Origin of the sequence: Marinobacter lutaoensis, from assembly GCF_001981305.1 — a bacterium.
Classification (GTDB): Bacteria; Pseudomonadota; Gammaproteobacteria; order Pseudomonadales; family Oleiphilaceae; genus Marinobacter; species Marinobacter lutaoensis.
The window spans coordinates 331,788-357,218 of the sequence record NZ_MSCW01000005.1; the positions used below are offsets into that span (position 1 = coordinate 331,788).

General features: G+C 62.4%; 21 protein-coding genes. 12 read left to right on the forward strand and 9 right to left on the reverse strand.

Translation table 11 applies throughout. The features are described 5' to 3' along the window. Positions 1-180 precede the first annotated feature (180 nt). The 4 genes from metH (at position 181) to BTO32_RS07825 (ending at position 6,597) form a co-directional block, all read left to right on the forward strand. On the forward strand, positions 181-3,879 hold the full coding sequence (gene metH / locus BTO32_RS07810) for a methionine synthase (protein ID WP_076724057.1): 3,699 nt from the start codon (positions 181-183) through the stop codon (positions 3,877-3,879). Positions 3,880-3,906: 27 nt separating this feature from the next. After that, positions 3,907-4,137: a DUF2970 domain-containing protein gene (locus tag BTO32_RS07815; protein ID WP_076724058.1), complete on the forward strand. Its 231-nt coding sequence runs from the start codon at positions 3,907-3,909 to the stop codon at positions 4,135-4,137. 311 nt (positions 4,138-4,448) lie between these two features. After that, positions 4,449-6,101, forward strand: a complete 1,653-nt coding sequence (locus BTO32_RS07820) for a nitrite/sulfite reductase (protein ID WP_076724059.1) — start codon at positions 4,449-4,451, stop codon at positions 6,099-6,101. Then, entirely contained in the window at positions 6,094-6,597 is a 504-nt protein-coding gene (locus BTO32_RS07825) for a DUF934 domain-containing protein (protein WP_076724060.1), read from the forward strand. Before BTO32_RS07820 ends, BTO32_RS07825 begins: the two co-directional genes overlap by 8 nt. A gap of 70 nt (positions 6,598-6,667) precedes the next feature. Here BTO32_RS07825 and BTO32_RS07830 read toward each other — a convergent pair whose 3' ends face one another. Then, entirely contained in the window at positions 6,668-7,672 is a 1,005-nt protein-coding gene (locus BTO32_RS07830) for a YhdH/YhfP family quinone oxidoreductase (protein WP_076724061.1), read from the reverse strand. 18 nt (positions 7,673-7,690) lie between these two features. After that, a complete protein-coding gene (gene sohB, locus BTO32_RS07835) occupies positions 7,691-8,755 on the reverse strand; it encodes a protease SohB (protein WP_076724062.1) in 1,065 nt (354 codons plus the stop codon). Between the two features lie 229 nt (positions 8,756-8,984). On the opposite strand from sohB, the gene BTO32_RS07840 reads away from it, so the two are divergent. After that, positions 8,985-9,299: an SCP2 sterol-binding domain-containing protein gene (locus tag BTO32_RS07840; protein WP_076724063.1), complete on the forward strand. Its 315-nt coding sequence runs from the start codon at positions 8,985-8,987 to the stop codon at positions 9,297-9,299. 57 nt (positions 9,300-9,356) lie between these two features. Here the strand turns inward: BTO32_RS07840 and BTO32_RS07845 are convergent, their stop codons facing one another. The 5 genes from BTO32_RS07845 to BTO32_RS07865 all read right to left on the reverse strand — a co-directional run bounded on the left by BTO32_RS07845 (position 9,357) and on the right by BTO32_RS07865 (position 13,906). After that, the gene (locus tag BTO32_RS07845; protein WP_076724064.1) at positions 9,357-10,007 is read right to left on the reverse strand and encodes a multidrug transporter; all 651 of its coding nucleotides are present in this window, start codon (positions 10,005-10,007) and stop codon (positions 9,357-9,359) included. Between the two features lie 3 nt (positions 10,008-10,010). Then, complete coding sequence (locus BTO32_RS07850; RefSeq protein WP_076724065.1) at positions 10,011-11,717, reverse strand: FimL-related protein; 1,707 nt, start codon at positions 11,715-11,717, stop codon at positions 10,011-10,013. 220 nt (positions 11,718-11,937) lie between these two features. Further along, positions 11,938-12,648, reverse strand: a complete 711-nt coding sequence (gene dnaQ / locus BTO32_RS07855; protein WP_076724066.1) for a DNA polymerase III subunit epsilon — start codon at positions 12,646-12,648, stop codon at positions 11,938-11,940. Then, the gene (rnhA, locus tag BTO32_RS07860; protein ID WP_076724067.1) at positions 12,645-13,088 is read right to left on the reverse strand and encodes a ribonuclease HI; all 444 of its coding nucleotides are present in this window, start codon (positions 13,086-13,088) and stop codon (positions 12,645-12,647) included. The genes dnaQ and rnhA overlap by 4 nt, the downstream gene beginning before the upstream one ends. Next, positions 13,088-13,906 carry a class I SAM-dependent methyltransferase gene (locus BTO32_RS07865; protein ID WP_076724068.1) on the reverse strand — a complete coding sequence of 273 codons (819 nt, stop codon included), beginning with the start codon at positions 13,904-13,906 and terminating at the stop codon, positions 13,088-13,090. Before BTO32_RS07865 ends, rnhA begins: the two co-directional genes overlap by 1 nt. Positions 13,907-14,003: 97 nt before the next feature. Here BTO32_RS07865 and gloB point away from each other — a divergent pair, with 97 nt between their 5' ends. The 7 genes from gloB (at position 14,004) to BTO32_RS07900 (ending at position 23,104) form a co-directional block, all read left to right on the forward strand. Continuing rightward, the gene (gene gloB, locus BTO32_RS07870; RefSeq protein ID WP_076724069.1) at positions 14,004-14,795 is read left to right on the forward strand and encodes a hydroxyacylglutathione hydrolase; all 792 of its coding nucleotides are present in this window, start codon (positions 14,004-14,006) and stop codon (positions 14,793-14,795) included. A gap of 160 nt (positions 14,796-14,955) precedes the next feature. Then, positions 14,956-16,653 (forward strand): LysM peptidoglycan-binding domain-containing protein, encoded by a 1,698-nt coding sequence (locus tag BTO32_RS07875; RefSeq protein WP_076724070.1) that lies wholly within the window; start codon positions 14,956-14,958, stop codon positions 16,651-16,653. A gap of 9 nt (positions 16,654-16,662) precedes the next feature. After that, positions 16,663-18,477 carry an extracellular solute-binding protein gene (locus BTO32_RS07880; protein ID WP_084206806.1) on the forward strand — a complete coding sequence of 605 codons (1,815 nt, stop codon included), beginning with the start codon at positions 16,663-16,665 and terminating at the stop codon, positions 18,475-18,477. 46 nt (positions 18,478-18,523) lie between these two features. Beyond that, a complete protein-coding gene (locus BTO32_RS07885; RefSeq protein WP_076724072.1) occupies positions 18,524-19,606 on the forward strand; it encodes a microcin C ABC transporter permease YejB in 1,083 nt (360 codons plus the stop codon). 2 nt (positions 19,607-19,608) lie between these two features. After that, positions 19,609-20,631, forward strand: a complete 1,023-nt coding sequence (locus BTO32_RS07890; protein ID WP_175618648.1) for an ABC transporter permease — start codon at positions 19,609-19,611, stop codon at positions 20,629-20,631. A gap of 1 nt (position 20,632) precedes the next feature. Continuing rightward, positions 20,633-22,252 (forward strand): ABC transporter ATP-binding protein, encoded by a 1,620-nt coding sequence (locus BTO32_RS07895; RefSeq protein WP_076724074.1) that lies wholly within the window; start codon positions 20,633-20,635, stop codon positions 22,250-22,252. Positions 22,253-22,318: 66 nt separating this feature from the next. Next, positions 22,319-23,104 carry an enoyl-ACP reductase FabI gene (locus BTO32_RS07900; protein WP_076724075.1) on the forward strand — a complete coding sequence of 262 codons (786 nt, stop codon included), beginning with the start codon at positions 22,319-22,321 and terminating at the stop codon, positions 23,102-23,104. 59 nt (positions 23,105-23,163) lie between these two features. Here BTO32_RS07900 and BTO32_RS07905 read toward each other — a convergent pair whose 3' ends face one another. Then, complete coding sequence (locus BTO32_RS07905; RefSeq protein ID WP_076724076.1) at positions 23,164-23,583, reverse strand: PilZ domain-containing protein; 420 nt, start codon at positions 23,581-23,583, stop codon at positions 23,164-23,166. After that, on the reverse strand, positions 23,576-25,405 hold the full coding sequence (locus BTO32_RS07910) for a DUF1631 family protein (RefSeq protein ID WP_076724077.1): 1,830 nt from the start codon (positions 25,403-25,405) through the stop codon (positions 23,576-23,578). Before BTO32_RS07910 ends, BTO32_RS07905 begins: the two co-directional genes overlap by 8 nt. Positions 25,406-25,431: the final 26 nt, after the last annotated feature.

Below are 25,431 nucleotides of genomic sequence, written 5' to 3' on the forward strand. Positions count from 1 at the left end.
TTGGGTTCCTATTTTAAGAGAGATCGCCGGAACATAAAAGACCAAGTAAAATAGTCGGAATTTTGGTACCGGACCGGGCCACGGTTTGATGATCCGTATTACGACCGTATCCCTGAAGTTTGCTATGATCCCGCGCCATCAACGGAAAAACGACGATATACGACCGCCGGAAGAAGCTCTATGACCGACCGAAAGACCCGCCTGGAACAGCTGCACAGGATCCTGAACGAGCGCATCGTCATACTGGACGGCGCCATGGGCACCATGATCCAGAACCAGAAGCTGGACGAAGCCGACTTCCGTGGCGAGCGATTCCGGGACTATGACCGGGAAGTCAAAGGTAACAACGACCTGCTGTGCCTGACCCAGCCGGCCCTGCTGCGCAACATTCACGCGGAGTATCTGGATGCGGGCGCGGACATCATCGAGACCAACACCTTCAACTCCACGCGCCTGTCCCAGGCGGACTACGGCATGGAGGCACTGGCCCGGGAGCTGAACCTGGTTTCCGCCCGTCTGGCCCGGGAGGTCGCGGATGAATACACGACGAGAAATCCCGACAAACCCCGGTTTGTGGCCGGAGCCGTCGGCCCCACCTCCCGAACGGCCTCGATTTCCCCCGATGTCAACAATCCCGGGTTCCGGAACGTCGATTTCCAGACGCTGGTGGACAATTATTACGAAGCGGTGTCCGGTTTGGTGGAAGGTGGCGCCGACCTGATCCTGATCGAAACCATTTTTGACACGCTGAATGCCAAAGCGGCCATCTACGCCACCCAGCAATACTTCCTGGACTCCGGCGTCGAACTGCCGATCATGATTTCCGGCACCATCACTGACGCCTCCGGCCGTACCCTTTCTGGCCAGACCACTGAGGCTTTCTACAACTCCATCGCCCACGCTAAGCCCCTATCCGTGGGTCTGAACTGTGCACTGGGCGCAGACGCCCTGCGGCCGTACGTGGAGGAGCTGGCCAACAAGGCGGAAACCTACGTCTCCGCTCACCCCAACGCCGGCCTGCCCAACGAATTCGGTGAATATGACCAGACCCCGGAGGAGATGGCGGAGATCATCGAAGGCTTCGCCCGGGACGGTTTCCTGAACATCATTGGCGGCTGCTGCGGCTCCCGCCCGGAACACATCGAGGCCATTGCCCAGGCCGTGGCCAAGTACCCGCCCCGAAAAATCCCCGAGCGGCCCAAGGCGCTGAGACTCGCGGGCCTGGAGCCGTTCACTGGCGATGCCGGCACCCTGTTCATCAACGTGGGCGAACGGACCAACGTCACCGGATCCAAACGCTTTCTGCGCCTGATCAAGGAAGAGCAGTACGAGGAAGCGCTGAGTGTGGCCCGCGATCAGGTGGAGAACGGCGCCCAGATCATCGACATCAACATGGACGAGGGCATGCTCGACTCCCGGGATGTGATGGTCACCTTCCTGAACCTGATCGCCTCCGAGCCGGACATCGCCCGCGTTCCGATCATGATTGATTCCTCCAAATGGGAGGTGATCGAAGCCGGGCTGCGCTGCATTCAGGGCAAGCCGGTGGTTAACTCCATCAGCCTCAAGGAAGGCGAGGCGGAGTTTCTCAAGCGGGCCCGGGACTGCATGCGCTACGGCGCCGCCGTGGTGGTGATGGCGTTCGACGAACAGGGCCAAGCGGATACCTATCAGCGCAAAATCGAAATCTGTCAGCGTTCCTATGAGCTGCTGACCGGCATCGGCTTCAATCCAGCCGACATCATCTTCGACCCGAACATCTTCGCCATCGCCACCGGTATCGAGGAACACAACAACTACGCCGTGGACTTCATCGAAGCCACCCGCTGGATTCGCCAGAACCTTCCGCACGCCTCGGTGTCCGGCGGTGTCAGCAATGTCTCCTTCTCCTTCCGGGGCAACGACGCGGTGCGTGAGGCCATTCACTCGGTGTTCCTCTACCACGCCATCAAGGCAGGCATGAACATGGGGATCGTCAACCCCGGCCAGCTGGTAATCTACGATGAAATCGAACCGGAGCTGAAGGCGCGGGTCGAGGACGTGGTCCTGAACCGGCGCGCGGATGCCACCGACCGCCTGCTGGAGGTGGCCGAGAAATTCCGGGGCAAGGGGGGCAAGACCCAGGAGGAAGACCTGGCCTGGCGTGAATGGCCGGTGGAAAAACGGCTGGAGCATGCGCTGGTCAAAGGCATCACCACCTACATCGTGGAAGACACCGAAGCCTGCCGGCAGCGGGCCAGCCACCCCATCGAAGTCATCGAAGGCCCGCTCATGGACGGCATGAACGTCGTCGGTGACCTGTTTGGCGACGGCAAGATGTTCCTGCCCCAGGTGGTCAAGAGCGCCCGGGTCATGAAACAAGCGGTCGCCTATCTGATTCCCTACATTGAGGCGGAAAAAACCGAGGACCAACAGGCCAAGGGCAAGATCCTGATGGCCACGGTCAAAGGCGACGTGCATGACATCGGCAAGAATATCGTCGGCGTGGTGCTGCAGTGCAATAACTATGAAGTGATCGACCTGGGCGTGATGGTGCCCTGCGAAAAAATTCTGGAAACCGCACGTCGGGAACAGGTCGATATCATTGGTCTGAGCGGGCTGATTACGCCCTCCCTTGACGAAATGGTACACGTCGCCCGGGAAATGCAGCGCCAGGACTTCCGCATTCCCCTGATGATCGGGGGCGCCACCACATCCAAGGCGCACACTGCGGTCAAGATCGAGCCCCAGTACCAGAACGACATCGCACTGTACGTGTCCGACGCCTCCCGCTGCGTCAATGTGGCCTCACAACTGCTCAGTAAGACCGCCAAAGGTGAATTCGTGGCGGCCGCGCGCCGGGAATACGAAGCAATCCGCGAGCGCCGCAAGAACCGGGGTGAACGCACGAAGCTGGTCTCCCTGGAGGAAGCCCGCGCCCGCGCACCGCAGCTGGATTTCGAGACGTATGAGCCGCCGCGTCCGGCCTTCACCGGCATCCGGGTCTTCGACGACTATGACTTGGCGGAACTGGTGGACTACATCGACTGGACACCCTTTTTTATTTCCTGGGACATGGCGGGCAAATACCCGGCGATTTTTGACGATCCCAAGCGGGGCGAGGCTGCCCGTACTCTGTTCGACGATGCCCAGAAAATCCTGCGCCAGCTGGTGGACGAGAAGCGTCTGAAAGCTCGGGCGGTGATCGGCTTCTGGCCGGCCAACCGCCGCGGCGATGACATCGTGGTGTATACCGACGACGCCCGGCAAGACGAACTCGCCGTGCTGCACCACCTGCGCCAGCAGGACGATAAGGCCCCGGGCAAGCCCATGCTGGCCCTAAGCGATTTCGTGGCACCGGAGGGCTCCGGCAAGGCGGACTACGTGGGGGGGTTCGCGGTGACGGCCGGCATCGGCGCCGAGGCACTGGCCCAGGAGTACAAAGACCGGCACGATGACTACAACGCCATCATGGTCAAGGCCCTGGCGGACCGCCTGGCCGAAGCCTTCGCCGAGCGCATGCACGAGCGGGTCCGCCGGGAATTCTGGGGCTATGCCCGTGACGAGGCCCTGGCCAACGAGGACCTAATCAAGGAACGGTATCGGGGCATTCGGCCCGCGCCGGGCTATCCAGCATGCCCGGACCACACCGAGAAAGCGACCCTGTTCCAGCTGCTGAAGGCGCCGGAGAGCACGGGTATCCAGCTGACCGAGCACTTCGCCATGCATCCGGCCGCAGCGGTGTCCGGTTGGTACTTCTCGCACCCGGAATCCCGCTACTTCGCTGTCGGCAAAATTGGCGCGGATCAAGTGGAGGACTATGCTGTTCGAAAAGGACTCTCCCGGGCGGAGGCGGAGCGCTGGCTGATGCCCAGCCTGGCCTACGACCCGGCGGAGTAACCATCAGGCACGGAGGGCACTGACGCCATGACCCAGGAAACCGAGAACGACAACAACCGCCGGCCCAGGTCCCCCGGCGTCCTCAAGATCCTACAGAGCATCCTGGCCGGCGCTTTCGGCGTACAGTCCGATCGGCGCCGGCAGGAAGACTTTGCCAGCCACAGCCCCTGGCCCTATATCGTCGCCGGGCTTCTGTTCACCGCTGCGTTCGTGGTCGGGTTGATCCTGGTGGTTCAGGTTGTGCTGGCCGGCCACTGACCGGAATGGACTACTGCCCGGAGACCCACACCACCGCGAAGGCAACCAGCAGCAGTATCACCAGCACCGCGGCAATGGCGTCGACCTGACTGTCGGGACGGGTGCTTTTCTTCATGGACGTACTCCTTTGGGCTCGGATGTTGTTATTGGCAAGGCTCCAGTACTCAGTTAAGCACGGATTGTCCCGGCGTCCAGAACCCCCTCGCCCTTATCGCCCGAATCGATAAACATATTTTGAAATAATCATTTTGGAAATAAAAAACCGGTGATATCCTGCCGTCCGGATATAAGAACATCGGGATTTTCCACCTATGTACGTATACGACGAACACGACCGCAAACTGGCCCTGGAGCGCGTCGAGCAGTTCCGGGACCAGACTCAACGCGCCCTGGCCGGCGAACTGTCCGAAGAGGAGTTCCTGCCGCTGCGCCTGCAGAACGGCCTCTATGTGCAGCGCCTGGCGCCCATGCTTCGTATTTGCGTACCCTACGGCATGTTGCGATCCGATCAGCTCCGGCGCCTGGCCCGCATCACCCGGGACTATGACAAGGGCTATGCCCACTTCACGACCCGCACCAACGTCCAGCTGAACTGGCCGCGCATTGAGGATGTCCCAGATATCCTGGCGGAACTGGCGGAAGTGGAGATGCATGCCAACCAGACCAGTGGCAACTGCATCCGCAACACCACCACCGACCCGTTCTCCGGCGTGCAGGCGGACGAAGTGGCGGATCCTCGCCCCTACTGCGAGATCATTCGCCAGTGGTCCACCTTCCACCCGGAATTCGCATTCCTGCCGCGCAAGTTCAAGATTGCCATGAACGCCTCGGAACGGACCGATCGCGCTGCCATCCAGGTCCATGACATCGGGCTCCAACTGGTTCGAAATGATCAGGGCGAGCTGGGTTTCCGGGTCCATGTCGGCGGTGGTCTGGGCCGCACGCCAATGATCGGGCCGGTCATCCGCGAATTCCTTCCGGAAGCCGACCTGCTCACCTATCTCGAAGCCATCCTGCGGGTATACAACCGCTATGGCCGGCGCGACAACAAGTTCAAGGCCAGGATCAAGATTCTGGTCAAGGCCCTGACCCCGGAAGGCTTTGCCGAGAAAGTCGAAACCGAGTGGCAGCACATCAAGGACTCCCCCACCCGGCTCACGCCCGAGGCGATCGAACACTACCGCAGCTACTTCACGGAGCCGGCTTACGAAACCCTGCCGGATGCCTCCGAGTTGCTGGCCCAGCAGCGTTTCGAGAACCGGGAATTCGACCAGTGGGTGGCCCACAACGTCGATGCCCATAAACGTCCGGGCTACGCCATTGTCACCCTGACCCTGAAAAAAACCGGCATCCCGCCCGGTGATGTCAGTGACGCCCAGCTTGAGCACATCGCCGACCTGGCGGATGAGTTCAGCTTCGGGGAAGTCCGGTCCACCCACGAGCAGAACCTGGTGCTGGCGGATGTCCGGCAGGACCGTCTGCTGGAGCTCTGGCAGCGGCTCAGGCCGCTCGGGTTCGCGACGCCCAACCTGAACACCCTGACTGACGTCATCTGCTGCCCCGGCGGCGACTACTGCGCATTGGCCAACGCCAAGTCGATTCCCGTTGCGGAGGCAATCCAACGCCGTTTCGACGACCTGGACTACCTGTACGACCTGGGCAAGATCGACCTGAATATCTCCGGCTGCATGAACGCCTGCGGTCACCACCACGTTGGCAACATCGGTATCCTGGGCGTCGACAAGAAAGGCGAGGAGTTCTACCAGATCAGCCTGGGCGGCAACTCCCACCACAACGCCTCCATCGGCAAGATCCTCGGGCCGTCCTTCGCCCAGGAAGATATTCCCGAGGTGATTGCCAAGATCATTGACGTCTACGTGGAGCAGCGCACCGAGGAGGAAACCTTCCTCGACACCTATCAGCGTATTGGAATTGATCCTTTCAAGGAGCGGGTCTATGCCTAAAATCGTCACCGCCGATGGCGGCATTCGCGAGGATCACTGGGTCGTCGTGCCCCACCCGGCCGAAGGAGAGTCTCTGGCATTGCCAACACAGCCAGCCCTGATTCCCGTCCGGCTCTGGCTTGCCGGTCGTGAGCACTACGCCGGGCGGGAGGACATCGGTGTCTGGTTCGACAGCCACGAAGAACCGGAAATGCTCGCGGACAGGGTCAACGAGCTGCCGCTGATTGCCGTCAACTTCCCCAAGTTCAGCGACGGCCGGGGGTACAGCATTGCCCGACTGCTGCGGGAACGATTTGGCTATCGGAATGAGCTGCGGGCGATCGGGGACGTGTTGCTGGATCAACTCCAGTTCATGAAACGCTGCGGTTTCGACACCTATGCGCTGCGCCCGGACAAGGATTTCTCCAAGGCCGCCCGCTGCCTGAACTTCTTCAGCCTTGCCTACCAGGCGGCCACCGATACCGACCTGCCCCTGTTCCGCCGGCGCCTAGCCTGATACCCGGGGCCGCCATATCAAGGCGGGGCACGAAGCCCCGCCTTGCTTGATGGTGAGCGAGGGTTTCCGCTTAGTCGAGCGCGTGGTCAAGCACCCGTTTGCCCGCCGACGCCCCCGCCAGAAACGCCTTCAGGCATTCATCCAGCTGTGACCGGCCGATGTCTCGGGCAGACGCCTCAATTCCGGGGCACGCCCAGGGCCCGGCCAGTTTTTCCCAAATCTCGGCTTTCTCGGCCAGCGGAATGTCTACCGAATCCACCCCCAGCAGGTTGATTCCCCGGAGAATGAAAGGAAAGACACTGGTAGGCAGCTGCGGGCCGGCGACCAGCCCGCAGATGGAAACCGAACCGCCAGGCTGAATGCGTTTGAGCAGCTCCGCCAGCGGCACTCCACCCACCGTATCGACAGCATTGGCGAACTCCGGTTTAAGCAGAGGTTTCCGGTCCTCCGCCAGGGCATCCCGGCCCATCACTTCGGTGGCCCCAAGCTGTCTGAGCTGGTCCGCGTGATCTGCCTTGCCGCTGATGGCCACCACCTCGAACCCAAGCTTCGCCAGCAGCTCCACCGCCACCGAGCCCACTGCGCCCGAGGCACCGGTGACTGCGACCCTGCCCTGTTCCGGCGCCGCGCCCATGCGCAATAACTTCCGGACACACAATCCCGCGGTCAGACCGGCGGTGCCGTACACCATGGCTGTCCGGCTATCCCAACCGGACGGCATGGGAACACACCAGGACGCCGGCACGCGAATGTACTCACCAAAACCACCGTCGGTGTTCATGCCCAGGTCATAACCGGTCACAATCACCGGGCGGCCGACCGTCACCGCATCCACCGAGGAGGCCACCACCTCCCCGGCGGCGTCGATGCCAGGCGTGTGGGGGTACTGCCGGGTCACACCCCGGTTGCCGGAGGCGGAGAGCGCATCCTTGTAATTCAGGGAGGAGTGAGCCACCCGGACCAGCACCTCGCCATCGGGCAGGTCGGCGATCCGGAGCGTTCGTTCCCGCCCCACGAATCCCGCGTCGGTTTCTTCAACCCGCCAGGCTCTGAACTCGGTCGTGTCAATGGTCATGGTCTTGGCCCCGTGTCGTTATTGGATGTTCTGGTTACGGAAGACGCTCAGCAGGCGCCATACCGTATGTTCCAACGCCGCGCCCACCGCCAGTCCCAATTTTTCCGGCAGCGTGCGCTTGCGCTGGAATGTCACCGACACTACGTCAGCCCGCTCACTTGCCTCAATCAGATATTCGTCGGAGGTTTTCAGCTCATCCACCAGCTGAACCTCCAGCGCTCGCTTGCCGAACCAGATGTCGCCGTTCGAGACTTTGGCGATATCCAGTTGTGGCCGCCGCTCCGCCACGTATTCCTTGAACAGGCCATGGGTCTCTTCCAGGTCCTCGAGGAATTTCTGGCGCCCCTTGTCGGTATTTTCCCCGAAGATCGTCAGGGTTCGCTTGTGTTCACCGGCGGTAAGCACCTCGAAATCGACATCGTTCTTTTTCAGGAAGCGATGAAAATTAGGCAACTGGGCCACCACGCCAATGGAACCGACCACCGCGAAAGGCGATGCCACAATGCGATCCGCGACGCAGGCCATCATGTAGCCACCACTGGCCGCCACCTTGTCCACGCAGGCGGTGAGCCGGACACCTTTGTTGCGGATCCGGTCCAGCTGCGCCGCCGCGAGGCCGTAGGCGTGCACCAGTCCGCCACCGCTTTCCAGGCGAACCACCACTTCATCCCGACCGGGCTCGGCGACGCCAAGCACCGCGGACACCGCCCGCCGAAGCTGGTCGGTATCGCTGGCCTTGATATCGCCGTCAAAATCCAGCACGAAAACCCGGGGTCGACCGGCCTCGTCCGCCCCAGTTTCTCCGGACTTGCCCTTGGCGGCCTTTTTCTCGGCCTTGCGCTCCTTTTTCCGGGCTTTTTCGTACACCTTACGCGCCTGATCGGACATCAGGCGCGCCTCGATGTTGTCCTTCAGTTTGCGGTAGCTGTCATTGAGTTTGCGAATTCTGAGTTCGCCGTCGAACTCGGGGTCCCCCTTGTCCTTCTGGGCCGCCGATACGACCGCACTGACAAGGATGATGCCCGCAACCACGAACGTGGCAACCTTGGCCAGAAACAGGCCATATTCTGTCAGGAACTCCAAGAGGCTTCTCCAGCTGTTGATCCAGGGGCATGAGTGTAACGTAAGGCCACCGGAGTGATAAGCCGAACGCAAAATTTAAACAAGCGTTCGATCGAGCTTGACAGGACGTGGAGACTCACCCTAAAGTCGGATGGCGAGGTCGGCGCTGCCCAGGCTCCGGTGCAGGCTCACACGGCCAGGGATCACAAGCCGTCGTCAAGACAAGACAACCATCAAGAAGGGTAAACCAATGTCTGTAGCTCAGGTATTTGAAAAGCTCGAACAGAACTTCAACGCGGACGCCGCCCAGGGCCTGGATCTGGTGTTCCAGTTCGATATCGAGGACGACAAGACCTACCACCTGGTCATCAATGACGGCACCTGCAAACTGCACGAAGGTGCTCACGACGACCCTTCCGTGACCCTGATCATGAGCTCCGAGACCCTGCAAGGCATCGTGTCCGGCGAGACCGATGGCATGCAGGCCTTCATGGCCGGCCAGCTGCGCGCCGAAGGCGACATGATGCTGGCGACCAAACTGGGCGAACTGTTCAACATGGGCTGATCGCCCCCCAGGTCCTGAAAAAACCTGCGGTTACCGCAGGTTTTTTTGTGTCCGCCCCTACCCGTCATTCCAGTGCTGCACCGCCTCCCGGGCGGCCTCGTTCAACGGCACAGCCACCAAGCCCGAGGAGGACAGGCGCACATCGTAGCTGGCACCGTCGCGCATCGGCATGAAGGTGGCATTGCCATAGACCCCCTCCACGAAAGGCAGATTGTATTCGCGATCCAGCGCCCAAAGGTCAAGCCATCGATTCCCGTGCAACGCGATGACCGAGCGTGGGGCCGTGCGTTCCTGCTCCAGCGAGGTGTAGCGGCCACTCAGACGCTCCAGACGGTACCCCGGCGCCACCCCCAGCCAACGGATGGGACCGGCGAAACGCATCATCCGGGCATCCAGCTGCCACTGGTCGCCGCGCACCATTTCATACCTTGGGGGTTCGTCCGGAAGCTGCAGGGCCACCTGCCACAGCTGATCGCCCTGGCGATAGGTGGACACGGTGGCCACCGTGTCCATGCCCTCCAGGGATTCGTATTCCAGCAAGCTGACCGCAATGGCCAAGCTGTAGAGGCCCAAGGCAAGGACGGCAAACACCACCATGCCTTTCAACCATTGCCATAACCAGCGTGGCCGCAGGAAAAAGACCAGCGAGCCCACCACCAGCACGCCGCCGAAAGCCGCAAGCACCAGGGTGGCAAGCTCGTGCGACATGGGTTACAGCCCCACGTCGTCCAGCGAGGATTCGGCGAGCCTGAGCAGGTCCGGATTCCGCTCCTCGCGCTTGCCGATGCTTTCGATGTAATACTCGAGCGAGGTCAAGGCATCCGCCAGCGCCTCCAGCACCTGCGCCGGAGGGGCTTCCCGGGCATCCAGCAGACGTTCCTGAATGGACGCGGCGATCCGGGCCACAACCTCGGCGGCTTCCGGGTCGTTGACCATGCGCAACCCGCCCCAGATGCTGCGCAGGGTCGCCGGCAAATTGGCCAGGTGCAGCTTGTCGTAATCCGACTCGATGAACGCGGTAATCGCGCGCTTGGCCAGGGTCAGGGCACTCTTCGCCTCGTCCGCCACCACATACAAGGCTTCCTGCAGATACACCGACTCCTCACGGGGGGTGTGGCCACCGGCCAGGGCGTCGGTTTCCGAGGTGATGCCGCGGGTGACGATCTGCATGACGGCATCCTCGATGTTCAGGACCGAGTCCGCCAGCCGATAGAGTTCCTCGTCGCCGGGCAGGCGGTTTTCCTGCTGCCAGTCACGCAGGCGCACCGCCTCACCCCGTGCAAGCTCCGCCAGCCGATTCAGATCCAGCATCGTCAGGGTGTTGGCCAGGCGCTCCAGTGTTCCGGCAATAGACGCCAGCTCAGACAAGTCGGGCTCAATGCCCCGTTCGATGATGTCGAGCTTGTCCTTGAGCTGGTTGAGTTCCTCCTGCAGCGCTTCGGACAGCGACTTGAGGACATCCGCTCCCGGTCCGTACAGCCGGCGGGCATGGGCTTCGAGCATGGAATCCGGGAATTCCGCCGGGGCCAGGCTGAAGGCGGACAGCACCCGGGTCACCTCCGGGTTCGCCGAACCACTGCGGTACAGCAGGTACAGAAGGTCGCGAATGAGCGAATCGGGGGCGTCCTTACTGGTCGCCACCTTGCCCACGTAGACCATTTCCCGGGCATAACGCTCGATACGCATCAGCATGCGCTTGCGGGCCTTGGTGAACACCATGGCCCGATCCAGCATCGCTTCGGCGACAATGGCCAGCAGACACCACATTTGGCCCATGGGCGCCCCCTGGCACAGCCGCGCGAAGCCCCGGGCGGCACGCGCGATCAGTTTCTTGCTGACGACATCGTTGCGTTCCTTGAGGACCCCAAGCAAGGCGACCTGGAACATCAGGCGCATGCGTCGGGCGTGGAGCTCGTAATCGGCTTCGTTTCCTTCGAACGGCACCAGAGCCACACCGGTGCAAAAATCCGGCCGCTCCCTGACATCAACTTCAAAAAAGCAGGATTCCGGATAGGGTTTTTCCCGGCGCGCCTCGCGCAAGTCATTGATGATGGGCAGCAACAGCTCCGGGTGGTCTTCCCGCTGCTGATGGTAGTATTCGACGTAACGGCGCAGGATGAACAGTGCGCTGCTCAGGGTGGTCAAGAGGATGTTCTTGTCGTCGTTGGCGCCGATCGGAACATCGTTCGCCATGGCGACGGCTTCCTGGCACAACAGGGTGCCCCCTCGCAGCTCCACAAGCACGAAGATGCCACGAAGCTGATTCAGGAAATCGATGCAGTTCTGGAGGTCTTCCCCGCTTTCCCGGTTTTCCTGAAAGCGCTCAAGGCTGGACTCCGCTTGTCTGATCGTTTGCTCGATCTCGCCCTTGACCAGATCAAACGACTGCGATTTCGTCGCCAAAGACGATTGGACCATAAACGCTTCCTGTTAAATGCGCGGAGACCACCGCGTGCCAATCCTGAAGTCTGACCCGGACCCACCCGACACAGGGCCTTTTTGTTCTAAAGCCGGTGGCTTCCTGGCTCACCGGCTTAAAGTTCGCAAAAAAACGGCGAACTTATCATTACTTATAACACAAAACTCAAGTCCCTCAAGAAAGGCGGAATGTAACATTTGGTACAGGCTGATGCAGTTCTCATTCCGCGTGCTCGAGCAAGCTCCAGAGGTTCTTACCGGATTGTTTTTCCAGCAGGGACACAAATTCCCGGTGCGCGCCCATCTCCTCTTCCGAGGCGCGCACCACCGCCAGGCGGGGGCGTCCGGCGGGTAGCCGGCGAATACCGCCGACCGCGCCACCCTCGGAGTTACCGGCATCCAGGGACAGCGCTGTCTGGCCGCCGGTCATCAGCAGGTAGACGTCTGCCAGGATTTCGGCGTCCAGCAAGGCGCCGTGCAGCTCCCGGTTGCTGTTGTCCACGCCGTAGCGCTTGCAGAGTGCATCCAGGCTGTTCTTCTGCCCCGGATGCTTGGCCCTGGCAATGGCCAGTGTGTCCACGATGCCACAGTGATCGGCCACCTTGCGCGCTGGGGTCAGACGCGCAAATTCGGCGTCAATGAAGCCAACGTCGAACGCGGCGTTGTGGATAACCAGTTCGGCGCCCTTGATGAACTCGAAGAACTCTTCGGCGATTTCGGCAAACGTGGGCTTGTCGGCCAGGAACTCGTTGGTGATGCCGTGTACCGTAATGGCTTCGGCCTCCACCTCCCGCTCCGGATTGATGTATACGTGGTAGTTGCGGCCGGTCAGCTCCCGTTCGATCACCTCCACGCAGCCAATCTCGATAATGCGGTGACCCGCGTTCGGGTCGATACCGGTGGTTTCGGTATCCAGGACAATCTGCCTCATGCTTCCATCAACTCCGTTACACCCAGATTCGCCAGTTCATCCGCCAGCTCGTTGTCGGGAACTCCCGCGTGCCCTTTGACCCAGTGCCAGCGCACCCGGTGCCGGGCCGTGAGCTCGTCCAGCTGCCGCCAGAGGTCCTCGTTCTTGACGGGCTGTTTCGAGGCGGTTTTCCAACCGTTGCGTTTCCAGTTGGCCAGCCACTCGGTGATTCCCTTGCGGACATACTGGGAATCGGTATGAAGATCCACCTCGCAGGGGCGCGTCAGCGCCTTCAGGCCTTCAATGGCAGCCCGAAGCTCCATTCGGTTGTTGGTGGTCTGGCGCTCCCCCCCGTGCAGGGTTTTCACCTTGGCGCCATACCGCAGTACCACCCCCCAGCCACCAGGGCCCGGGTTGCCCTTGCAGGCGCCATCCGTATACATGGTTACCTTGCCCGACATCAATACTCCTGTTTCAGCGATATGTTTCGGCTCTGGGCCACCGTCCGGGGCTGGCCCCGACAACTCCGGGACGCTCCGACGGTGCCGGTGCCCGGCAGGGTCACCACCTTGCCGGTGCGCCACGCAGACTGCCGAGGAATTCGCCCATAAACCCGTTTCCTGGCAAGGATACAGTAATAGGCGCCCAAGGGCAGGAACCGGTTGGCGACGCGCCTGAGGCGCGGCCACTCCCGGCCGGAGTCCGGGCACCGTTGCAGCGGCATCCGGTGAAACCTCGTGACCGAGCACTCCACGCTGAAGCCCAGCAAGTTCAGCCAGTCTTCCATCCGCCGCCGGAACATGAAGCGGCCGCCCCAAGGGCCGTGGGGATGGCGCGACAGCAGCCGCCTCACCCCCCACAGACTCACCGGGTTGAAACCGATCAGAACGATGGAGCCCTCCCCCCGCAGTACCCGGGCCGCCTCCCGCAGTACCTGGTGTGGGTTCGGCGAGAAGTCCGCCGCATGATGCAGCAGCACCAGATCCATGGAGTCGGAAGGAAACGGCAGCTCGTCGGCTTCGCACACCACCACTCCGTCGGGAATATGGGGAAACCAACGCGGCGTCGTCATGATTTTCTGAGCGTAGTCGGTACTGCTGGCCAGCGGTAGCCGGTGACTCACCGCCACCTGCAGCTGCCGGGCTCCGGAGAACGACGCCAGAGTATGGTCGCAGAACGCCCTCTGATCCGCCAGCAAGGCCCGCCCGAGCGCGGACTGGAACCAGCGCTCGAAACTCTCGTGACGTGCCGGATAGTCGACGGTACCCGATGTCTCCACGTTGCGCTCCCCCGCTCGTGATTACCGGCAAGTTGGGCCCCCTGGGCCAATTGCATTATGATAACAGCCACACATTGCGAACACAGTAGGGTGCATCATGGCAACCCCAACCGCCATTCCAGCCTTTCGCGACAATTACATCTGGTGCCTCGCCGATCCCCAGGCAGGCAAGGCTCTGGTGGTCGATCCCGGCCAGGCCGCGCCGGTCGAGGTGTACCTTGAACGCCACGGACTGGTGCTGGACACCGTCCTGGTCACCCACCATCACCCGGATCACGTCGGCGGCATCGGCGCGCTGCGCAACCAGCACCCCAACTGCCGCGTGGTCGGTCCCGCCGATTCCCCGTTCCGGGGGACCACCGAGACGGTACGCGAGGGTGACACCGTACAGTGGCAGGGTTTCCGGTTTCGGGTACTGTCGGTACCGGGGCACACCCTGGACCACATCGCCTATTTCACTGAACCTGAGGGTGAACCGCCGTTGCTGTTTTGTGGCGACACCTTGTTCGTCTGCGGCTGTGGCCGGCTGTTCGAGGGCTCACCGGCCCAGATGCGCCACTCCCTGGCCAAGCTTCGGGCCCTGCCAGACACCACCCGTGTCCATTGCGCCCATGAATACACGCTGGCAAACCTGACGTTCGCCCGGAGCTTCCTGCCCGACGACACCAGCCTGGTCGAGTTCGAGCGCCAATGCCGGAACCAGCGGGACGCGGGCGTACCCACCGTGCCCTCGGTACTGGCCGAGGAGCGGCGGCTGAATCCCTTCCTGCGCTGGGATGAGCCCTCGGTGGCCGAAGCCGCTCGCCGTTACGCGGCGGACCGGAACCTGCCAGCGGGTACAGACGACGAGGTGTTCGCGGCAATCCGCCACGCCAAGGATCACTTCTGACGGCTTTTTAACGTTCTTGGACCACTTCGTAACGAGCGGTTTCTTGACCCCTTGAAAACCGCTCTCATAGAATCTGAGCCAGTTCGAGACACTCATTCATTCATCCGGCCGGAGCCTGTTTCCAGCACGTTGGCCGGAAACCAAGCCGGAACGCCCAGATATGTCGGTTCACCGTTTTTCCTGCCTGTTCATTGCCTGCACCCTGGCTGGGGGCTGCGCCAGTTTCCATGCCGCCTCCGACAACCCTCTTGACTCCGAGCAAGTCACGGTGGCCACGGGCGACGACGACCTGAAGGAGGCCGTCGAATCCGGTGATGGCCGGGATGCCACGGCGGATGAACGTCTGGACACCGCGATTGCCCCGGAGCTTCGTGCCAAGGCCCGGGACGCCCGGGAAAAGCTCGACGACCCGGGACAGACAGACACCGGCGCCCTGGCTGAGGAAGAGGACCTCTGGAACCGGCTTCGACACGGCTTTGCCTTGGATCACGACATCGACAATGCCCGGGTCCAGGCCCAGCTGGACTGGTACGTCCGCCATCCGAAGTACATCCAGCGCGTGGTTGAGCGCGGCCGCCGCTATCTTTACTACATTCTTTCGGAAACGGAAAAGCGTAACCTGCCCTCGGAGTTCGCCCTGCTGCCGGTGGTGGAGAGTGCCTTCGACCCGTTTGCCTATTCCCACGGCCGTGCGTCCGGCCTGTGGCAGTTCATCCCCTCCACCGCCAAGTACTTCGGCCTGACTCAGAGCTGGTGGCATGACGATCGTCGCGACATCATCGCCTCCACCGACGCGGCGCTGGAATACCTTGAGCGCCTGAGCGAGCGGTTCGAGAGCGATTACACCCTGGCGCTCGCGGCCTACAACAGCGGTGGTGGTACTGTGTCCAGCGCCATTCGACGCAACCTCAAGGCCAACCGCCCCACCGATTTCTGGTCCCTCGAACTGCCGAGAGAAACCCGGCACTATGTCCCCAAGCTGATTGCCCTGGCAAAGATCTTCGACCACCCGGAGGCCTATGGCCTCGAACTTCCGCCACTGAAGAATGAGCCCTACTTCGAGGTGGTGGACACCGGCTCTCAGCTGGACCTTGCCCAGGCCGCGGAGCTCGCCCAGGTGGACATCGACGAAATCTATCTACTCAATCCCTCCTACAACCGGTGGGCGACCCATCCCGATGGTCCGCACCGGTTGCTGGTGCCCAGAGAGAAAGCGGAAGCCTTTCGCACCGCCTTGGCCAACTTCCCGGTGGAACAGCGGGTGTCCTGGCAGAACTACAAGGTGCGTTCGGGCGACAGCCTGATCACCATCGCCCGTCGATTCCACACCACTCCGTCGGTGATCCAACAGGTCAACAAACTGAACTCCGACCTGATCCGGGTTGGCCAGCGACTGCTCATTCCATCCGCCACCCGGGACGCCGACGCCTATGCCCTGAGCGCCAGCAACCGCCTCGAGCGCAAACAGGCCCGTCAGCGCAGCGGCCACAAAGTTCGCTACCTGGTCCGGCGGGGCGATACCTTCTGGGATATTGCACGGGAGCACCGGGTGTCGGTACGGGAGCTGGCGTCCTGGAACGGCATGGCCCCCAGCGACCCGCTGATTCCGGGCAAGGAGCTGGTGATCTGGTCCAAGTCCGCCAACGCCGCGGCGCTGGCCAGCACCAGCCCGCGAGGCAAATCCATGGTCCGGAAAGTGGGATACCGGGTGCGCAAGGGCGACTCGTTGTATGCCATCGCCAACCGTTTTTCTGTCAACGTGAGCGACATCGCATCCTGGAACGGGCTGAACACCTCCCGTTATCTGCAACCCGGGCAAAGTCTGGTACTCTACGTGGACATTCGTAACAGCCCCTGACGCCAAACCATGACAAGAAACCCGAGTGCGCCCCGTTCCCTGACCCGCCCGTTTGCTTTCCTGATGTTGTTACTGGCGGCCCAGTGCCTGGTCGCCGCCCCGGCGCCTCGCCACGGCATCGCCATGCACGGCGAACCGAAGTATCCGGAAGGTTTCAGTCACTTCGACTATGTCAACCCGGATGCGCCCAAGGGGGGCACTCTGCGCCTGGCGGTCGTCGCCAACGGTTTCGACTCGTTCAACCCCTTCACCATTCGGGGCGTCTCCGCCGCCGGCATCGGCACATACCTGTACGACACCCTGATGGAGTCCTCCGCCGACGAGCCCTTTTCCGCCTATGGCCTGATCGCCGAATCTCTGGAAACGCCGGAGGACCGCAGCTATGTGGTGTTCAATCTGCGCCCGGAAGCGCGCTTTCAGGATGGGGAACCCATCACCGCCGACGATGTGAAATTCACCTTCGAGCTGTTGACCACCCAGGGGCACCCGCTTTACCGCAACTACTACGCTGACGTTTCCGAGGTGGTCGTCGAAGGGCCCCGGCGCGTCCGCTTTAACTTTCGGGATACCACCAACCGCGAGCTACCGCTGATCCTCGGCCAGCTACCGGTTCTGCCCGCCCATTACTGGCGACACCACGACTTCGGCGACAGCGGCCTGACGCCGCCGGTGGGCAGCGGCCCCTATCGGATCGCGGATTTCGAGGCGGGGCGCTCGATCACCTACGAGCGGGTCAAGGATTACTGGGCCAGGGATCTCGGAGTCCGCAAAGGCCGCTTCAACTTCGACCGGATCCGCTACGACTACTACACCGATGACACCGTTGCCCTGGAGGCCTTCAAGGCCGGCAATTTCGACTTCCGGCTGGAATCCTCCGCCAAGAACTGGGCAACCGCCTATACCGGCCCGATGTTCGACAACGGCTCCGTGGTCAAGGAGATGATTGGACATCATCGTCCCGCCGGCATGCAGGGATTCCTGTACAACACCCGGCGACCGGTCTTCTCCGATCCCCGCGTGCGGCAGGCCCTGGCCTATGCCTTCGATTTCGAATGGGCCAACAAGAACCTGTTTTATGATCAGTATTCCCGTACCAAAAGTTACTTCGAGAACAGCGAACTGGCGTCGTCCGGGCTGCCGACCGGACGGGAGCTGGAAATTCTGGAACCGTTCCGGGACCAGCTCAGCGAGTCGGTGTTCACCGAGCCGTATCAACCGCCGACCACCGATGGGCCCGAAGGGCTCAGACGCAACCTGAAAACGGCCCTGGATCTGCTGCGCTCGGCCGGCTATGAGATCCGCGAGGGCAAGATGGTCAAGGCCGGCACCGGCGAGCCCCTGGCCTTCGAGATCCTGCTATTCCAAAAGACATTCGAACGGGTTGTCCTGCCTTTCAAGAACAACTTGGCCCGGCTGGGGATCGACATGACGGTGCGCACGGTGGACAGCAATCAGTATGTCCAGCGGCTCCGGAACTTCGACTTCGATATGATCGTTCAGGCACTGGGACAATCCGACTCCCCGGGCAACGAACAGCGGGATTACTGGTATTCCTCCTCTGCGGACATGCACGGATCCCGGAATTACATGGGTGTCCGGGATCCGGTGGTCGATCAGCTGGTCGACTTGGTGATCCAGGCGCCGGACCGCCAGGAACTGGTGTACCGGGTCCGGGCGCTGGATCGTGTGCTGTTGCATGGATACTACGCGATTCCCCAGTGGCACCTGGGGAAAGACCGGGTCGCCTACTGGAACCATCTGGTACGGCCGTCGGTCACACCGAAGCAAGGGATCGACCTGAACAACTGGTGGGCCAAGCCCTGAACAGGCTTCGCCCTGCCAGGCAGTAGCGAAAGGAACCTCCCTCTCCATGGGCATCTACATCCTGAGACGGTTGGCGCTGATTGTCCCGACCCTGGTCGGCATCATGCTGCTCAATTTCGTGATCGTGCAGGCCGCCCCCGGCGGCCCGGTGGAACAACTGATCGCCCAGATGGAGGGCCACGGCGACAGCGCGCTGGCGCGAGCGTCAGGCGGCGGTGGCAGCGAGGTGACCACCGGGAGCGGCGGCAGTCGCGCTTCGCGGGGGATTCCGGATGAGTTGCTGCAGGAAATCCGGGTCATGTACGGTTTCGACAAGCCAGCCCATGAACGTTTCCTGAAAATGCTCGCAGACTACGCCACCTTCAATTTCGGCGACTCCTTCTTCCGTGACCGGAGCGTCATCGAGCTGATCCTCGACAAGATGCCGGTTTCCATCTCCCTCGGGCTCTGGTCGACCCTGATCATTTACCTGGTGTCCATTCCCCTGGGGATTCGCAAGGCCGTCACCGACGGTTCCCGTTTCGATGTCTGGACCAGTTCCGCCATCGTGGTCGGTTACGCCATCCCCGGCTTTCTGTTCGCCATACTGCTGATCGTACTGTTCGCCGGCGGCAATTACTTCGACTGGTTTCCCCTGCGCGGGCTGACGTCACCGAATTTCGACGAGCTGCCCTGGTACCAGAAGATCACCGACTATTTCTGGCACCTGGCCCTGCCAGTGACAGCCAACGTCATCGGTGGTTTCGCCACTCTGACCCTGCTGACCAAGAACTCGTTCCTGGACGAGATCAGCAAACAGTATGTCGTCACGGCCCGTGCCAAGGGACTGGACGAGCGGCGCGTGCTGTACGGGCACGTCTTCCGCAACGCCATGCTCATCGTCATTGCCAGCCTTCCCGGGGTTCTGGTCTCACTGTTCTTCACCGGTTCGCTGCTGATCGAGGTGATCTTTTCCCTGGACGGGCTCGGCCTGCTGGGATTCGAAGCCGCCCTGAACCGGGATTACCCGGTGATTTTTGGCACTCTCTACATCTTCACGCTCATGGGATTGGTACTGAAACTGATCAGCGACATCACCTACATGCTGGTCGATCCCCGGATCGACTTTGAAAGCCGGGAGGGTGCCTGATCGTGAAGGCGCTTTCCCCCGTCCAGCAGCGTCGGTTGCGCAACTTCCGTCGCAACCGCCGGGGCTACTGGTCCCTGTGGATCTTCCTGGTCCTGTTCGGACTGTCCCTGTGCGCGGAACTGATCGCCAACGACAAACCGCTGCTGGTGTCCTACAAGGATCATCTGTACTTTCCTGTTTTCCAATCGGTACCGGAGGAGACCTTCGGCGGATTCCTGCCCACCGAAGCGGATTACCGGGACCCGTTCATCGCCGGCGAAATTACATCCCATGGCTGGATGGTCTGGCCTCCGATCCGGTTCAGCTACGACACCATCAACTACAATCTGGAGGTGCCCTCACCGGCGCCGCCGTCTCCGGAAAATTGGCTGGGTACCGACGATCAGGGGCGGGACGTGATGGCTCGCGTCATCTACGGATTCCGGACGTCGGTGCTGTTCGGCCTGACCCTGACCCTGGCCAGTTGCGTGGTCGGGGTTTTGGTGGGTGCCATCCAGGGCTATTACGGCGGCAAGGTGGACCTGCTGGGACAGCGCTTCATCGAGGTCTGGTCCGGCTTGCCGGTGCTGTACCTGCTGATCATCCTGTCCAGTCTCATACAGCCCAACTTCTGGTGGCTGCTGGGCATCATGCTGCTGTTCAGCTGGATGGGGCTTGTGGACGTGGTGCGCGCCGAGTTCCTGCGGGCACGCAACTTCGAGTACGTCAAGGCGGCCCGGGCGCTGGGCCTGGGCAACCGCAAGATCATGTTCCGGCACATCCTGCCGAACGCCATGGTCGCCACCCTGACCTTCCTGCCGTTCATCCTGACCGGCGCCATCACCGGCCTGACCTCCCTGGATTTTCTCGGTTTCGGATTACCCGCCGGATCGCCGTCGCTGGGGGAACTGATCGCCCAGGGTAAGGCCAACCTGCAGGCGCCCTGGCTCGGTATCTCCGCCTTTGTCTCGCTCTCGGTCATGCTCACCCTGCTGGTATTCGTGGGTGAAGCTGTCCGGGACGCATTCGACCCCAGGAAAGGCTGATATGAGCGAACTCCTCGAGATCCGCGACCTGTCCATCGCCTTCGACCAGGCCGCCCCGGTGGTGCGCAACCTGTCCTTCGACATCCGCGAAGGTGAAACCCTGGCGCTGGTGGGCGAAAGCGGTTCCGGTAAATCCATATCCGCCCTGTCGATCCTGCGCCTGCTGGATGCCCGCCATGTCCGCTATCCCTCGGGGCAGATCCTGTTTCAGGGCGAGGACCTGCTTAAAGCGAGCGAAAAACGGCTGCGTCAGATCCGGGGCCGGGAGATCAGCATGATCTTCCAGGAGCCGATGACCTCGCTCAATCCCCTGCATACGGTGGAAAAGCAGATCACCGAAACCCTCGCCGTCCACAAGGGCATGCGCGGCCCCCAGGCTCGTCGCCGCTGTCTGGAGTTACTGGAACTGGTTGGGATCCACGAGCCGGAATCACGCCTGAGCAGCTATCCGCACCAGCTGTCCGGCGGCCAGAAACAGCGCGTTATGATCGCCATGGCTCTGGCCAACGAACCGCGACTGCTGATCGCCGACGAGCCCACCACAGCTCTGGATGTGACCGTCCAGAAACAGGTTCTGGAGTTGCTCGGTTCCCTGCAACAGAAGCTGGGCATGGCCGTTCTGCTGATCACCCACGACCTCAGCATCGTCCGCCGCTACGCCAACCGGGTGGTGGTGATGGAACAGGGGCAACGCGTGGAGCAAGCCACCACCAACGATCTGTTCACCCGGCCCAGCCACCCTTACACCCGCAAACTTCTGGACGCCGAGCCACCGTGCCGGCCCCCCGGCCGGCCCGCCCAGCAGCAGCCTTTGCTGTCGGTACAGAACCTGAGTGTCCGGTTCCCGATCCGCCGCAACCTGTTCGGGCGGGTTACGCAGGCGTTCACCGCTGTCGAGGACGTCAGCTTCGACCTCGACAAGGGCCAGACCCTCGGTATTGTCGGGGAAAGCGGCAGTGGCAAGACCACCATCGGCCATGCGCTGCTCAAGCTGATTGCCAGCGACGGCCATTTCCAGCTGCAGGGGGAGGAGCTGTCCCACTGCGATCAGAGAAGCTTCCGTCCCTATCGACGCCGGATCCAGATCGTATTCCAAGACCCCTTTGGCAGCCTGAGCCCCAGGATGTCGGTGGCTGAAATCGTCGGCGAGGGTCTGGAGATCCATGACCCTGCCGGCAAGGACGGGCATGAGCAGCGGGTTATCCAGGCCCTTGCCGACGTGGGTCTCGACCCGGAGGCCAGACACCGGTATCCGCACGAGTTTTCCGGCGGTCAGCGCCAGCGCATCGCGATTGCCCGGGCGCTGGTCCTGCAGCCGGAGCTGATCATTCTTGATGAACCCACCTCGGCACTGGACCGCACCGTTCAGAAACAGGTCATCGAGCTGCTTCGGGCCATCCAGCAACGGTATGGGCTAAGCTATATCTTCATCAGTCATGACTTGGCGGTGGTTCGGGCGCTGAGCCATCAACTGCTGGTGCTGCAACGGGGTAAGGTGGTGGAGTACGGTGACGCGGAGGACATTTTCCGCGCCCCCCGACATCCCTATACCCAAGCCCTGCTCAGCGCCGCGTTCTTTTACCAGGGCGGGGAGTCTCGGCCCTCGCCTACGACCAATTGAGTGTTACTCGCCGCCGGTAACTTGGCGATAATGCTCCAACATCACGAATACAGGGAGAATCAACCCATGGGAATGCTCAGTGGCAAGAAAGCACTGATCGTTGGCGTTGCCAGCAAACACTCCATCGCTTACGGAATCGCCGAGGTTTTTGCCCGCGAAGGGGCGGAACTGGCATTCACCTATCAGAATGAGAAGCTTCGCTCCCGGGTGGAGACCTTCGCGGAGCAATGGGGCAGCAAGCTGACCTTTCCCTGCGACGTTGCCAGCGACGAACAGATCGACAACGTCTTCACCGAGCTGAACAAGCACTGGGACACCATCGACATCATCATTCACGCCGTGGGCTACGCGCCCGCGCACGAGCTGAACGGCAACTACGTGGATGTAACCACCCGGGACGGCTTCCGCATCGCTCATGACATCAGTTCCTACAGTTTCGTAGCCCTGGCCAAGGGTGCGCGCAGCATGATGCACGAAGGCAGTGCCCTGCTGACCCTGAGCTACCTGGGTGCGGAGCGGGTACTGCAGAACTACAACGTCATGGGTCTGGCCAAGGCCTCCCTGGAAGCCAACGTGCGCTACATGGCCGCCAGTCTCGGCAAGGAAGGCATTCGGGTCAACGCCATTTCCGCCGGTCCGATCAAGACCCTCGCCGCCTCCGGCATTGCCAGCTTCCGCAAGATGCTGGCCGAGAACGCCAAGCGCGCCCCCCTGCGTCGCAACGTGACCACCGAGGAAGTTGGCAACGCCGCAGCCTTCCTCTGCTCCGATCTGGCCAGCGGCGTCACCGGCGAGGTCATGTATGTGGACGCCGGCTTCAACATCACCGGTATGGGCGAGATCGAGGACTGATCGCGCACACTGCGGGGTGGCTCCATGGCGCCACCCCGCAGGACCGGTCCGGAGCCACTCTAGAAACCGTCCGACATTGCCTCCGCTACGGCTTCCACCCACTCCAGACAAGCCGTGCCATCCGATTCCAGAATCCGCACCCCCGAGAGAAAACCGCCCGCACCGGGCCGGCTCCAGACCACCTCGACCATCAGCCGGAACGGTTCCGGTTGCCGCCCAAGCTGAACCCGCGCCGGCAACAAGGCGCCCTCGGGCAGGGCTTCCGCCGATGTGAGGCTCAGACCGTGGGCGGAGAAATCCCGGATGCCGCAAGCCAGCCAGCGCGCGTCGTCCAGGTGCGCCCCCTTTCCATCCTCCGGCGGGGGGGATTCCAGCTCCAGCCACACCCGTGCCCGGGCGACCAGCCGGTACTCCCTCCGTTGATCCCCATCACCATTCGCCCCGCCGTCCGGAGCCATGCCATAGTCGAGATCAGACATCGCCGTTTCGCCCCATCCGAATTCGTCCAACCACACGGGTCAGGGTGTCGTCAAATTCCGCCGAGCTGTCCAGCACCCGTGCCTGACCGGACAGTACCCAGTGCACCAGATCCGCTTCCAGGCATTCCCGCCGGTTCAGGCCCATCCGGTCGACAAACACCAGTTTGCGCGAAGCATTGATCCGGACCGCAAGCTTCAGGCGCCTGGGCTCCGGCATCCCTTCGTCCTGCAACGCAATCCAGCCACCAAGCTTGATCGCCGCCACCTGCCGCTCCACCGCCAGACGCCGCTCCCGCTCCAGACGCTCCTGCTCCGCCCGGGCATCCGCCAGTCGCTGCGCCTCGGCCTCGCGACGCTGTCGTTCCAGTTCGGCTTGGCGCGCGTCCTCCTCCCGCCGTCGACGCTCCTCCTCGGCCTGCCGTTCACGCCGCAGAGCCTCGGCACGGGCCCGTGCCTGTTCCGCTGCCCGTTGCCGCTGCCGTTGCTGCCTGTCGCACACCCCCAACAGGATCTGGGTGGTGTCCGACAACACCTGTCGAAACGGTGTCAGCGGGGGCAATGGCCGGATACGGCCCTGAGCCTGCCCGTCCTCGAAGGTCTGCCAGGGCTCGACACCCAGCTTGACCCCGGCACCGTTGGTCCAGAGGATTTCCGCACAATCCGCCAGGTAAGCAAAGAAGAAACGGCGCTCTTCCCTCGCGCCTTCACCGGAAACGAACCAGCGCCCTTCCGCGGCCGCCAGGGCCGCGGGATCCGGCTGCGCGGGCGCCAGCCAGGCAGGTTCCCAGTGAAAGGGTTCGGGGGGGCCGAAGGCGTCCACCAGGGCCAGCGCATCCCCGCGCAGGCGCGCGACCAGGATGGTTTCCACTTCGTTCAGCTGATCGTGCGCCAAGGGCTGGTCGAACACCTGATGCCAGACTTCGAGCATCCGGTCACCCAACTGTTCGCCAACGTGGTACAGCCGGTTGCGGTCGACCTCCGACAGCTGCGGATCCCCGACCCACACCAGCCATTCAAGCAGTTTGCCGGCCCGGCGCAGGGCATCCTGGTCGCCCCCGGCGGTGGTGACAGCCGCCTGCTTGAGAAGGCGCTGCCAGGGTCCCAGAATGAAGCGGACCAGAGGCTCGGGTAAACGACGCCCCTGCAATGCCCGGCCAATCAGAGCCCGGGCCCGTCGGTCCGCCCGGCGCTGGCTCGCCGCCCCCCGTTCCGTTTCCAGCAGCCGTTCGCACAGGCGCTCGATCTGCTGCCGGCGCTTACCTGAATCGTCCTGCCAGGCGAGGCAGAACGATCCCAGGGCCTTACCCTCTCCCTCGAACGCGGCCGATACCGCCAGCACCAGCCCGTCCAGCTGTTCCAGCAGCACCCGGGAAGAACGGCCACCGGAATTGCTCCAGCCTCGCCATTCCCGCAGGCCGTCTAGCCACTCGATCAGTTCCGTGCCGAAGGCCTCGTCGCCGTCCTGTTCCATGCGCCAAGCCAGGTAGAACCGCAAACGCGCCACCCGACGCACCAATTCCGGGTGCAGCCCGCTGGTTTTCAGGAACACGTCCATGATCCGGTCGGCGACATAGGCGGCATTTACCTGCCGCACCGACCATTCCAGGTCAACGGAGTGAAGCACGTGGGTGACCCGCTCGTCCCGCTGTTCGCTCCAGCAGGAGGCCAGCAGCGGCCGCCAATCCCGGACGTCCGAGTCGCGAAGCCGGCCCGCTGGGTACGGCAGGTCGGGTACCCGAATGCCGGATAAGATGGTTTCGATACCCCCGTGCCGCTCACGCTGAGGCGGCGCGGGACGCGCATTCTCCGGTGCTCCAGCCATGCATTCCCCATCGCCGCGAAGCGTTG